Raw genomic sequence first — 12283 nt, forward strand, 5'->3', positions numbered from 1 at the left:
CCCGTATGCCGGAAAGCGAAAGCGGCGGCATTTGCTGGTCGGATGCGGGGACGGTCGGCAATATCGCCGTCGCCGATTCTGGCGCCATGCTGCGCGGTGATGTCGGGAGCGGGCTGCTGGCCTGCGATTTTGCGTCGGCCGGCAAGTACCGCAATGGCGTCCCGCGCTGGTGGTGCCGTACGCACCAGGGGTATTGGGGCGTCAAGGCGGACCTGCTGGCGGTTGACAGGCTGGGTGTAAAGCGATGCAAGGCCGCCGGCGAACCGCTCGCGTTCGTACTCGATCCGCTGCTGCTCGACATGCGCCGCTTTGCCAGCGTGCGCGTTGTCGCCCGTGGCGAGGGAATGCATGTGCGCGCGGTGCCGGCGGCGACTGCCATCGGTGTCGATGCCTGCCTGCGCGCCATCGCGCTGACCGGCATCGACGGCATCTTCGCCCATCCCGACATCGTGCAGGTCAACGTCACGCCGCCGGCGCTGCGGGCGTTAAACGAAGCGCGCAGCGGCGCCCGTTTGCTCGGCTGCCTCGACTGCGCCCGTTGCCGCTATCCGCACCTCGACCTGGGCGCCTTCGCGCGCAACGAGCACCGGCGCCATTATTGCGGCAACTGCGGCAACGACAGCACCCACAGCAAGACCGCGATCGTGTCGAATCCGTTGTTCGCGCTGGGCGAGTATTTCGCCGGACGTCTCCGTTTCGACTGATCCGCCATGCTCAATTCTTCGCTTTCAGGGCCGCCATGTCCGGCATCAACGGCATGGTTGGCCTCAGTCGCGTACTTTTCAACAGCATTTGCAAGCGGTCCATGCTCTGCTTGAACGGCGGCGGATTCGTCTTCAATTCCGGCGCCGGTTCCATCGTGCGGCGACTCATCTCGACCAGGATGAAGGGCAGTACCGCCGATTCCCCCCGCCGGAGTAACCCGTCAACACGTTGTCGACTTCGAATGGCTCGCGTCCGCGGTTGCTGAGCCTGAGCGCGAACCCGCCCTGGGGAGCTCGGTGACGAACGCGCAGCCCTTGCCTCCCAGGCCAGGCGCCAGCCGTACCGTGCCTTTCATCCGCGCCGCCGCCTGCCTGACGATTGCCAGGCCCAGTCCCGAACCGGGCGCGTCAATTCCGCTGCCGCGCCGGAACCGCTCGAAAACCTCGCTGTGCTGCGCCGGCGCGATGCCGGGCCCGTCGTCGGCCACCGACAGCACAAGGATGTCACCGCGCACGCCAAGGCCAACCACCACCTGCGCGCCCTCGCCGGCATAGCTGATTGCATTGGCCAGCAGGTTTTGCACGATCGACTGCAGCGCCGGCACGTCGAGCGCGTGCATCAGCACGTCGGGCGAATCGAACGACAGTTCCACGCCGCGCGCCATCGCCGCCGGCGCCAGCAGCGCCAGTTCGTGGCGCACCGCCAGCGCGACGTCGACCAGGCGCGCTTCATGGGCCGGGGCGCTGTCGACTTGCGCCAGCGCCAGCAGTTGGTGGATCAGGCGCGAGGCGCGTTCGATTGCGCGGTCCATGTCGCGCTCCGCGTCAAAGCGCGCTGGGCCGCCGGGCGTGGCCGCCAGCACCCGGGCCTGGGCCGAAATAACCGCCAGCGGCGTGCGCAGTTCGTGGGCGGCGTCCTGCACGAAGCCACGCTCGGTTTCGAGCTTGCCGCGCAACTGGGCCAGCAACCGGTCGATGGCGCCGGCCAGCGGCGTCAATTCGGCATACACGGGATTGACGCCGAGCGGATGCAAATCGTCCGGCCCGCGGGCCGTGATCGCCTTCGACAGCTGGCGAAGCGGCCGCAAGCCGCGCGTCACCGCCAGCCGGATCGCCACCAGCACCAGCACGAAGGAGACCAGCAGGTAGCTGCCCATGTCGCGGCTGATTTTCAACAACAGCAGCCCGGCGCCGGGCTTTTCCTCGCCGATGGTGACGAGCCAGCGCGCCGAGGCGGCGCGCACCACGCGCAATGTGCGGCCCTCATGCAGGGCTTCGGCCGCAGCTTGAGCAACCGGCGCCGCATCGGCCAGCAGCACCAGCACGCCGCCCTGGCGCTGGGCGCGCGGATTGCCGGGCATGGTCACCGACCCGGTCGATGGATTCAGGATTGCGCGCACCGCCGCGGCGATCGCATGCGCCTCAGACGCACTGGCGGCGCCGTCGACCGCCGCCAGCAGCGTTTGCGCGCGGGCGCGCAGGCGGGCATCGACGCCGGCCTGGCCGGTGACCTGCCAGTAGATCGCCGCCAGGTTGAGCGCGAAAATGACGGCAAACGCCAGCAGCAGCGCCAGCACCACCCGCCGCGCCAATGTCGGCGGCGACGCTGTATTGCCTTTCACGCCGGCCCTCATGCGACCAGCATGTAGCCGATGCCGTGCACGGTGCGGATGCGCTGGGCGCCGATCTTGCGCCGAAGGTTGGAGACGTGCACTTCGAGCGCGCCGAAGTCGATGGCGTCGCCGAGCGGCTCGAGGCGCTGCGCCAGCACGCCCTTCGGCACCACGCTGCCCGGCCCGCGCGCCAGTTCCAGCAGCAGGTGGAATTCGCGCGGCGACAACTCGAGCGCCCGTCCTTCGAGCCAGGCCAAGTAGCTGCGCGGCTCGATCTCGATGTCGCCGATGGCCCAGCGCTCGCTGGCCTGGCGGGCATGGCGGCGCAGCACCGCACGAATGCGCGCCACCAATTCGGCGGTGGCGAACGGCTTGATGAGAAAATCGTCGGCGCCGCCATCGAGGCCGGCCAGGCGCTCGTCCAGGCTCGATCGCGCGGTGATGATCACGACCGGCAGCGCGACGCCGGCGCGGCGCCAGCGCGCCAGCAGCTCGAGCCCGCTGCCGTCGGGCAGCGAGACGTCGAGCAGCGCGCAGTCATAGACGTTATCGGTATCGTTGCCGAACCCGCCCGGCGCGTCGGCCACCCGGCGCAGCCATTCGCTGCTGATGCCCTCGGCCCTGAGCGCCTGTTGCAACGCGGTGCCGAGGTCAAGGTCGTCTTCGATGATCAGTATGTGCATGCGGCAAGTATATCGGGTCCGACCTTGGGTTAAGCCAAAGGTACGCTTACCTACAATTGGCGGTTCCGGCGGCATACGCGGCCGGACCTCGACTACCAGGGGCCGCCATGCAACTGCTTACGATTGACTTCATCACCACGCACTTCGCCACCCTGCACTTGCTGAACATCGGCTTTCATGTCGGCTCGGGCGTTGCCGCCATTGCGCTCGGCTTCGTCATCCTGGCCACCACCAAGGGCACCGAACGGCACCGCCGCCGCGGGCGCCGCTTCGGCTATCTGACCTTGGCCGTGTGCGCGTCGGCGGTGGCCGGCAACCTGCTGTTTCGCTTCATCCCGCTGTTTGCCATCCTGACCGTGCTGGTGCTGTACCAGTTCCTCGGCGCCTGGCGCGCGGTCGTCACCCGGGCGAACGGTCCCAGCCTAGTCGACGCCGCCTTGAGTACTTGCGCCGCCACCGCCGGCTTCATCCTCGCGCCAGTGGTGAGCGCCGCCCCGGGAGGGTCGTCCGCCGTCGTCCATTCGAGCCTGGCGACGCTGGCCGTGGTGATCGGCTACGACATCGCGCGCTGGCTGTTTCCGCCGCACTGGCACGGCGTGCTGTGGCGTTATGAACACGTCTACAAGTCGGTCGCTTCGCTGTTCGCCATGCTGTCGGCCGCCAGCGGCAATGCCATCCGCTTCGGCCAGCCGTACTCGCAACTGCTGCCGTCGGCGCTCGGCATCGGCACTATCGCCTGGCTGCTGTGGCGTACCTGGCGCCGCCAGCAGCGGCGGGCAATCGCCTAAGCTCGCACAGAAAGATGGCCGACAAGCCACCGCCGAGTTCTTTGCTGCCCTTGAAACCGAGGCGCGAACCGGCGCCCACTGCGCTGGTGACTTTCGTCAGCGATCCGTTCACGCCGCCGCCTTCCTGCACAATTGCGGTGTCGAGCAGGCCGTACACCGCGACCGCGCAACTGAGGGACCACGACTATTTGCGGTTGACCAGCCGCGCCGGTACGGTGAACACCAGCAGGCTGCCGATCATGAGGCAGACAGCCAGCACAAGCACGCCGGCGTTGGTGCTGGCAGTGACGGTCTTGACGACGCCAAGCAGGTAAGGCGCGATCAGCCCGGAGATGCTCCCCACCGAGTTGGCAATCGCCAGGCCCGCCGCGGCAGCCGCACCGGTGAGGATCGAAGGCGGCAGCACAAAGAATTGGGAGATGGTCGACATGATGCCCATCGTCGCCAGCGTCAGGGCGAACATCGCGACCGCGGTATTGTCCGCATACGCCACACTCCATGCCAGGCCGATGGCGCCGGCAAGACCGGGCAGCGCCAGGTGCCAGCGGCGCTCGCCTTTGGCATCGGAACTGCGCCCGGTTAAAATCATGGCGCCGGTGGCGAAGGCGTACGGAATCATCGTCAGCAGGCCGATATCGAGCGGGTCGGCCACGCCGCTGGCCTTGACGATCGACGGTAACCAGAAGCTCACCCCGTAGAGCCCCATCGTAAAGAACAGGTAGATGAAGCTGAGCAGCCAGACCCATGGGTTGGTGAAGCCGTCGCGCAGTGAATGCTTCTTGCCGTGCTGGTCCTGCGTCAGGTCGCGTTCGAGGATGGATTTTTCACGTGCGGTCAGCCACTTGGCATCGGCCACTTTGTCGTCGAGATAAAAGTAGGCGGCGAAGCCGATCACGACTGTCGGGATGGCCTCGAGCAGGAACAGCCACTGCCACGATGCCAGGCCTTGCACCTGGTCCATCCGGGACATGATCCAGCCGGACACCGGGCCGCCGATGACGCCGGACATCGGGATACCGGTCATGAACAGGGCCGTGACCTTGCCGCATTTCGAGGCCGGAAACCAGTAGGTGAGATATAAAATGATGGCCGGAATGAAGCCCGCTTCGGCCACGCCCAAGGCAAAGCGCAGGATGTAGAAGCTGGTCGGCGAATTGACGAACATCATCGCCCCGGACACCATGCCCCAGGTGATCATGATGCGGGCGATCCAGCGGCGCGCGCCGACCTTCAGCATGATCAGGTTGCTCGGCACTTCGAACAAAACGTAACCGACGAAAAACACGCCAGCGCCGAGGCCGTAGACGGCATCGCTGAAACCGAGGTCGCTCATCATCTTGAGCTTGGCGAAGCCGACGTTGACGCGGTCCAGGTAGGCGCAGACGTAACAGATAAATAGAAACGGGATGAGCCGCCAGGTGACTTTCGAATAGGCGGTAGCGGTCTCGTCGGGCGTGATGGCGCCGTCGACCAACGTGGTTGGGCTGTACATTGTTCGTCTCCTGATTATATTAAGAACCGCCACGTCGAGCGTTGTGTGGCTCGGAAGGCTGCCGGTGGCCGGCAGCCTGCAGCACTGCGTCTACTCGAACATGTCAGGCTGGGTTTTCGACAACTGGCTCCAGATGGTCTGGAAATGCAGCCAGCCGATATATTCGCTGCCGACGTGGTCGCGGCTGTAGCGCGAACGGTCTGGCGACACGAGAGTCGGCTTGATACCGGTGGCTTCGACCAGCAACTGCTGCCGGCAGCAGCGCTCGAGCGCAATGAACCAGAACGCTGCCGATTCGATGCTGTGGCGACTGGCCGTCAGCAAGCCATGGTTCTGGTGAATTGCAGCTTTGACGTCCTTGAACCAGTCGCACACCGCCAGGCCAGCCTTTTCTTCCAGCGCCACCTGGCCGGCTTCGTCCTTGATGACGATATGGTCCTCAAAAAACGCCGCTGCATCCTGGCTGATCGGGTCGAGTGGCCGCCCTAATGACGCGAATGCAGTGCCGTAGACAGTGTGGGCGTGGCACATCGCCATGATGTCCGGGTGCGCTTCATGCACAGCGGCGTGCAGCACGAAGCCGGCGCGGTTGATGGCGTAATCGCCTTCGACAACCCGGCCCTGGTGGTCTGCCAGGATCAGGTTCGATACCTTAACCTGCGAAAAATGCACGCACATCGGGTTGGTCCAGTACAGCTCCGGATGCTCCGGGTCGCGTACCGTCAGGTGGCCGGCGAAACCATAGTCGAAGCCGTGCTGGTCGAAGGCGCGGCAAGCGGCCACCAGACGTTCCTTGCGGTGCTGGCGCTCCTCTTCGACCGTGTCGAAGGACGGGATGTCGGGGAAGATGACGCCCGGTTGTTTTGGATAGTAGAGCGAGCGCTTGGCATCGAGCTGCAGCGCGGTGGGTGCGGCAGTCGCCGCTTTGTTGACTGTGTCCAGCATGTGATACTCCTCGGTGAATGCGATTTCGGGAACCACAAGATGCGTGCTGCCGGCCCGGTGGCGAGCACACTGCCGGTCGGCTGGTGCAAGGTCAAAGGGATGCTACAGGTCGAGTACCAGCACGCCGCTCGTCGCGCGTGATACGCACGCGGTCAGCCATTGGCCGTGCTCTTCATCGCTGAGAATGTAATCGCGGTGATCGACGTCGCCGTCGAGATAGCGGATCTTGCAGGTCGCGCACAGCCCCGCTTCGCACGACGTCTCGATGGGGACGCCCGCCTGCGCGAGAACGGCGGCGATGCTGCGCTCTTCCGGCACTTCCAGCATGGCGCCGGTACTGGCGATTTTAACCATGAAGCTGCCGGCGGCCAGTGCAACTGGCGCGCCGGCGGCCGGCTCCGGTGCCTTGAAGTGCTCGAAGTGAACCGTGCCGGCCGGCCAGTGGCTGACCGCCTCGGCGCAGGCCTTCATGAAGCCCGCCGGGCCGCAGTAAAACACATGCGTATCCGGCGCCGGAGCGCTGAGCAGGCCGATGATGTTCAGGCCATTGGCCGGATCGCCATGGTCGAAATGGAAGTGGAACTTGCCGTGCTCCCAGGTCGCATCGAGCTGCTCCTTGAAGGCGACACAGCCGGCATTGCGCGAACAGTAATGCATTTCGAACGGCACGCCCTCAGTCTCGAGCGCATGGGCCATCGACTTGAGTGGCGTCATGCCAATGCCGCCAGCCACGAGGATCACCTTTTTCGCTTCGGGCACCAGGGTGAAATTGTTGCGTGGGAGGCTAACGTTGACGATGTCCTGCACGTGCAGGCAATCGTGCAGGGCTATCGATCCGCCGCGGCCCTTTTCGTCGCGCAGCACCGCAATGACATAGCGGTGCCGCTCGGCCGGCGCGTTGCACAGCGAATACTGGCGCACGATCCCGTTCGGCAAATGGATATCGATATGGGCGCCGGCCGTGAACGCGGGAAGTTCGGCGCCGGCCGGATCGGCCAGTTCATACGAGTTGATGCCGTTCGCTTCGAAGCGGATCTGGCGCACCACCAGGGCCAACCCGGTCAGGGGCCGGCTGATACCGATAAAGTGTTGATTCATTTCCATGACTGTCTCCTGGTTACCCGGGTCAGCGCCAGGGTTGGTATGGCGCCTGCCGAGTTTCAGCTCCTGGTGGACTGCTCGAGCGCGTCGAAACGGTTGCGCACGAAGCTGTCGCGAGCATCGCCCTTGAGCGCGTCGCTCTCCGTCAGGATGGCGACGATCTGGCGCGCCACGTGGCGGCGCTGTTTCACTTCTTCTTCCAGGGTCGCCGCTTCCGGCACTTCCAGCACATTGCCGGTGCAGTAGCTGTTCGGCGCGGCGCTGTTTTCACGCAGCCAGGCAGCGAACTGCTCGGGGCCGGCAGCCTGGTTGGTGCCGCGGATCGCGTCGCGCAGCATCTTGCGGAACTGGAAGACGCCGGCGTCGAACTTGGTCGGATTTTCCAGCGCGTGAACGGCAATCGGGCGCTGGCTGATGATGGCTTCGTAATCGCCCGGCGCGTACTGGCAATCCTTGTAATTTTCGCGGGCACGGTGGTCCGACGGAATCGGTGGGTGGTCTTCGATCTTGTACTTGCCGAAGCGCTCGGGCCGGCGCATTGCCACTTGGCCTTCGAGGAAGTCGATCGATTCGTAACCCACCATCGATTTATCGCCCACGCCGCGCGTGTCGATGCCCGGCCCCATCACGCGCCAACCAATCATCTTGGCATTGACGTCGTCAACCGGGACCGTCCAGCGCACGATGTGGAAACGGCTGAACAGCTTCTTGCTGGAACCGTCTTCCGACGTGTAGGCGTGCAGGCTCAGGTTCGGCAGCACCTGGTGTTGCACACGGATGAACAGGCGATCCTTGTTGACGCGGCGCGCACCGGCGCAGGCCAGGCCGCGACCTTGGTGGATGGGAACGAACACCATGTCCGGTGCCACTTCCATCGAGGCAGCGCCGACTTCGTCGAACGTGGTGCCCTGGTACTGGCCCTTGACGACGTTTTTGGCCGAGTGCAGTGCCGTCGGGTGGAAATTATCCGCCGCGTTGTCCTGCACCTGCATCCAGTTACAGTGCTGGAAATTGCTGTACGGGACCAGCTCATCGCCTTCCGCAACCGTAAAATTGCCTTCCCATTCAGGGAATGGTGGCTCTTCGTCCGGCGGGCCCATGTAGGCGAACACCAGACCGTTGCGCTCGAAGGCCTTGTAAGCGCCCTGCTTGATCGAACAGGCGTATTTTTCGCCTTCCTTTTCTTCACCCTTTGGAAACGGGACGTGCAGACAGGTGCCGTCGATGTCGAACACCATGCCGTGATAACAGCACTTGATGCCTTTTTCCTGGATCGCGCCGTACTCGAGCGATGCGCCGCGGTGCACGCAGTGCGCATGCAGCAGGCCGATGCGCCCGGAGCCGTCGCGGAACGCCACCAGCTCTTCACACAGGATTTTCAGGAAATGCGGCGTATCCGTCAGTTCAGCCGACATACAGACGGGATGCCAGAAGCGGCGCATGTATTCGCCCATCGGCGTGCCCGGGCCGACTTCGGTCAGTTCGGGGTCATGGCCCGGAATCTTGTTCGTGTGATAGCCGCCGAACGGGATCAGCTTCTTGACGACAGGCGGATTGGCAAGTTCTGAGTTTTTGTCTCGGATGTTCATGGTGTCTCCTCTACTTTCTGTGAATGTCTACTGAACTCTGTATACAAAGTATGTGAAAAAATGTATCTCAGTTCTTGCTGCGGTCCACCAATTTGCCTTCGGCAATCCACGCCATCATCGCGCGCAGGTCAGCTCCGACCTTTTCAATCACATGATCCGCAGTCAGGCGGCGGCGGGCACCCAGGGTGGGAGCCCCGGCTTTGCTGTCAAGGATAAAACTTTTCGCCTATTCAGCGGTCCCGGTATCTTCAAGGCACTGGCGCATCGCCGCACGGGTATGGCCTGGCGCCTGGCCACAATCTTTATCGTAGAACACTTTCACTCGCCTATTTATCGTATTCTGTATACGGAGTACGATAATAGTCAGTTTCATATGGAAGTCAAGCGCTTTTCTCGCTTTCTGATGCGATGGTATACTGTATTCACGGAGGTTCCCATGCTCAGCGCACTAACAAAAATCCAGTCACGTCCCGATCTGGTCGACGAAGTCTATAAATCGCTGCTGGACGCCATCAGCGACGGCTCTCTTGCGCCCGGTACGCGCATCACGCAAGAAGAGATTGCCGAGAGCATGGCCGTGTCGCGTTCGCCGGTGTTGCAAGCCCTGCGCTTGCTGAAGAAGGATGGATTGGTGCAGGACGCACCCGGCCGCGGCATCGTGATCGCCGACATGGACGCCCAATGGATCGGCAACCTGTACCAGGTGCGGGGCGCACTTGACGCACTGGGTGCGCGCCTGGCGGCAGCGCGGAAAATCGACATCGGGACGGAGATCATCGCCGCCGGGCGCCTGGCGGTGCGCGGCAAGGATGTAAAGGCCATGATCGAAGCGGATATTGCCTTTCATGGCGCGATCTACCAGGCCTCCGGCAATTCGTTGATTGTAGCAACGACCCAAGTGCACTGGGCCCATCTGCGGCGTGTCATGGGTGCGGCGCTGCAGTCACCCGAGCGGCGCGAATCGATCTGGGATGATCACGAAGCCATTGCCGATGCGATTGCCGCCGGCCAGGTCGAGCTCGCTGGTGAACTGTGCGAACGCCATGCCAATTTCGCACGCGAGAACCTGATGGCGCGCATGCAGGAACTCAAGCCCGAGCCGATTGCCGTGCCCCGGCGCAAAACGCCATGGCAAGAGGGCTGATTGTTGGCCGTTACTGCATGTACGACATCAATCTCGACAGTGTGACGAGCGGCCACAGTGTCGGTCGACGAAGGACGTATGCACAGCTTGGCCCTTGCGAATCATGTGCATGAGCTCGACGCCGGCCAGAACGGAACGGAACGGAACGGAACGGAACGGGCAGCGTGGTACGCTTTGAAGTTCAACACCGGCTTGGTCACCCGCTTAGCGCCTATTCTTATTGAGGCAATTTTAAGGTCATTGTCCCGTCTAAGCTTGCTTTAAGGAGGCGAAAATGGCCAATAAGAATAGGCTCTAAGTACCTCAGGTCGCCACGGTCAGCAGCCGGTATCCCACCCCCGTTTCAGTCAGCAGGTACCGCGGCTGGGCCGGATCGTCCTCGAGCTTGTGGCGCAAGTGGCCCATGTAAATCAGCAAATAGTGTCCATCTTCGGCATGCGACGGCCCCCAAACGGAGCGCAGCAACTGGGGATTGGTCAGAACCCGGCCGGCACTTGCTACCATGACCGCCAGCAGGCGATATTCGGTTGGCGTCAGATGTACACTGGCGCCGCCTTTTGAAACGCGCCGGTCCTTCAGGTCGACGCTCACATCGCCGAATCGGACCTGGCCGGCATTGTCGATTCCCGGCTGCCGCTGGCGACGGATCGTCGCCCTCACCCGGGCTTGCAGTTCACCTACGCTAAACGGTTTGGTCAGATAATCGTCGGCACCGGCGTCGAGCGCGGCGATCTTGTGAGCTTCACCCGTTCGGGCCGAAAGCACAATGACGGGAACAGTCGACCATTTGCGAATATCGTTAAGAAAATCGATGCCGTCGCCGTCCGGCAAACCCAAGTCGAGAATGATCAGATCCGGACTGCGGGTGCCGGCGTCGCTCAGGCCGCGCTGGACGGTGGCGGCCTCGTGGACGTGCCAACCTTCTTCTTCAAGGGCGGCACGTACAAAGCGTCGAATTTGCGGTTCGTCTTCTACCAGCAATGCAAGCGGTGCAAGTTCGCTCATACAGTGTTCCGTGTGTCCATGTCGAGATCGGGCGTTGAAGGCGGCTGCCCCAAGGGAAGCGTGATGATGAATGCGGCGCCGCCAAGATCGGATCGGGCGTAACTGATCCTGCCGCCGTGCGCCTCGACGATGGCGCGACAGATCGCCAGGCCGAGGCCAACGCCGCTCCGTGCAGACTCGCGCTCGCCGCGTGTAAATTTTTCGAACATTTCTTCTTCCCGCCCTGGGGCGACGCCCGGGCCATTGTCAGCGATCGTCAACCTCACCCACGGTCCACGAAGGGCGGCGCAGATGTCGATGCTGGACCCCGGCACGGTATATTTCGCGGCATTTTCGAGCAGGCTGCACAATACCCGCTCCAGCAGGACAGCGTCGAAGCGTATCAGCGGCAAATCAACCGGGATGCTGGTTGTCACGATATGGTTGCTGAGCGACGATGAAGTCAGGCGCAGCGCGGTGCCAACCGCCTCTTCGAGAACCTGCCATTCCAGTTGCAGCTTGACCTCGCCACTTTGCAGGCGCGCCATGTCCAGCAAATTGGCCACCAGGGCACTCATGCGCAGCGCCTCGCCATGCAGCGCATGCGCCATGTTCAATTGGGCCACCGGCAGCACCGGTTTTGAGCGCGTCAGCGATTCGGACAAGCCGACCAGCAAGGTGAGCGGCGTACGCAGGTCGTGCGAGAGCGCAGCGAGCAGCGAATTTCGAAGGCGCTCCGTCTCCATGCTGACCAGGGCGCCTTGGGCGACGTCGATGTAATGCACGCGCTCGAGCGCGATCGCGGCCAGCGCCGCGAAAGTATCGAGTTGCTAGCGCTGTTCGGGAATCAGGATCCAGCGCTGCTGTTCAGGCTCGATGGCCAGCACGCCGCGCGTACGCATCGGGGCGACCAAGGGCAGGTAAAAAAACGGACTGGCCGGCAAGGTGGGTTCTGTCGCGTTAGCCAGACCATGGTTGCTGATCAGGTAGACTATGACGCCCGGATATTGGATGAATCGAGATGCTCAACTTCAAAGGGATGCGCTTCCCGATCGACGTGATCCTGGTTTGCATCCGCTGGTACGTGGCTTACCCGTTGAGCTACCGGCACCTCGCCCGGTTGGCACCAGCTGGCGCATGGATGAAACCTACATCAAGGTCAAGGGCATCTGGAAATACCTCTATCGCGCTGTCGACAAGCAGGGAAAGACCGTCGACTTCTGCTGACCGCAAAGCGCGA

General features: G+C 63.2%; 12 protein-coding genes and 3 pseudogenes. 4 read left to right on the forward strand and 11 right to left on the reverse strand.

Features of this window, described 5'->3' with window-relative positions; all coding sequences use genetic code 11:
- The first annotated feature begins 5 nt into the window (after positions 1–5).
- Positions 6–704 (forward strand): hypothetical protein, encoded by a 699-nt coding sequence (locus CR103_RS17890; RefSeq protein WP_099917290.1) that lies wholly within the window; start codon positions 6–8, stop codon positions 702–704.
- Positions 705–714: 10 nt separating this feature from the next.
- Here the strand turns inward: CR103_RS17890 and CR103_RS22850 are convergent, their stop codons facing one another.
- From CR103_RS22850 to CR103_RS17900, 3 genes are read right to left on the reverse strand one after another with little or no spacing between them, the layout of a single operon-like run.
- Positions 715–873 carry a hypothetical protein gene (locus CR103_RS22850; protein ID WP_180279451.1) on the reverse strand — a complete coding sequence of 53 codons (159 nt, stop codon included), beginning with the start codon at positions 871–873 and terminating at the stop codon, positions 715–717.
- 52 nt (positions 874–925) lie between these two features.
- On the reverse strand, positions 926–2326 hold the full coding sequence (locus CR103_RS17895; RefSeq protein ID WP_180279452.1) for a sensor histidine kinase: 1401 nt from the start codon (positions 2324–2326) through the stop codon (positions 926–928).
- 8 nt (positions 2327–2334) lie between these two features.
- The gene (locus CR103_RS17900; RefSeq protein ID WP_099917292.1) at positions 2335–3000 is read right to left on the reverse strand and encodes a response regulator; all 666 of its coding nucleotides are present in this window, start codon (positions 2998–3000) and stop codon (positions 2335–2337) included.
- Positions 3001–3107: 107 nt separating this feature from the next.
- Between CR103_RS17900 and CR103_RS17905 the strand changes: the two genes are divergently transcribed.
- Entirely contained in the window at positions 3108–3788 is a 681-nt protein-coding gene (locus CR103_RS17905; RefSeq protein WP_099917293.1) for a hypothetical protein, read from the forward strand.
- Here the strand turns inward: CR103_RS17905 and CR103_RS24345 are convergent.
- From CR103_RS24345 to CR103_RS17930, 6 genes and pseudogenes are all read right to left on the reverse strand, one after another.
- On the reverse strand, positions 3730–3945 hold the full coding sequence (locus CR103_RS24345) for a hypothetical protein (protein WP_143752665.1): 216 nt from the start codon (positions 3943–3945) through the stop codon (positions 3730–3732). The genes CR103_RS17905 and CR103_RS24345 overlap by 59 nt on opposite strands.
- A 27-nt stretch (positions 3946–3972) precedes the next feature.
- Entirely contained in the window at positions 3973–5280 is a 1308-nt protein-coding gene (locus CR103_RS17910; protein WP_099917294.1) for an MFS transporter, read from the reverse strand.
- A gap of 90 nt (positions 5281–5370) precedes the next feature.
- Positions 5371–6225, reverse strand: coding sequence for a class II aldolase/adducin family protein (locus CR103_RS17915; protein ID WP_099917295.1), 855 nt, complete (start codon positions 6223–6225; stop codon positions 5371–5373).
- A 102-nt stretch (positions 6226–6327) separates the two neighbouring features.
- Positions 6328–7329 (reverse strand): PDR/VanB family oxidoreductase, encoded by a 1002-nt coding sequence (locus CR103_RS17920; protein WP_229443590.1) that lies wholly within the window; start codon positions 7327–7329, stop codon positions 6328–6330.
- 56 nt (positions 7330–7385) lie between these two features.
- Complete coding sequence (locus CR103_RS17925) at positions 7386–8915, reverse strand: Rieske 2Fe-2S domain-containing protein (RefSeq protein WP_099917297.1); 1530 nt, start codon at positions 8913–8915, stop codon at positions 7386–7388.
- A 67-nt stretch (positions 8916–8982) separates the two neighbouring features.
- A pseudogene (locus CR103_RS17930) lies at positions 8983–9192 on the reverse strand (ketol-acid reductoisomerase); the annotation flags it as partial.
- 159 nt (positions 9193–9351) lie between these two features.
- Between CR103_RS17930 and CR103_RS17935 the strand changes: the two are divergent.
- A complete protein-coding gene (locus tag CR103_RS17935) occupies positions 9352–10059 on the forward strand; it encodes a GntR family transcriptional regulator (RefSeq protein ID WP_099917298.1) in 708 nt (235 codons plus the stop codon).
- A 303-nt stretch (positions 10060–10362) separates the two neighbouring features.
- On the opposite strand, the gene kdpE is transcribed toward CR103_RS17935, so the two are convergent.
- Together kdpE and CR103_RS17945 are read right to left on the reverse strand one after the other, a co-directional pair.
- Positions 10363–11064, reverse strand: coding sequence for a two-component system response regulator KdpE (gene kdpE / locus CR103_RS17940; RefSeq protein ID WP_099917299.1), 702 nt, complete (start codon positions 11062–11064; stop codon positions 10363–10365).
- Positions 11061–11990 (reverse strand): annotated as a pseudogene (locus CR103_RS17945) (ATP-binding protein); the annotation flags it as partial. The pseudogene CR103_RS17945 and the gene kdpE, both read right to left, overlap by 4 nt.
- A gap of 74 nt (positions 11991–12064) precedes the next feature.
- On the opposite strand from CR103_RS17945, the pseudogene CR103_RS17950 reads away from it, so the two are divergent.
- Positions 12065–12264 (forward strand): annotated as a pseudogene (locus tag CR103_RS17950) (DDE-type integrase/transposase/recombinase); the annotation flags it as partial.
- Between the last annotated feature and the right edge of the window lie 19 nt (positions 12265–12283).

This window comes from Massilia psychrophila (genome assembly GCF_002760665.1).
Lineage (GTDB): Bacteria > Pseudomonadota > Gammaproteobacteria > Burkholderiales > Burkholderiaceae_D > JAFCUW01.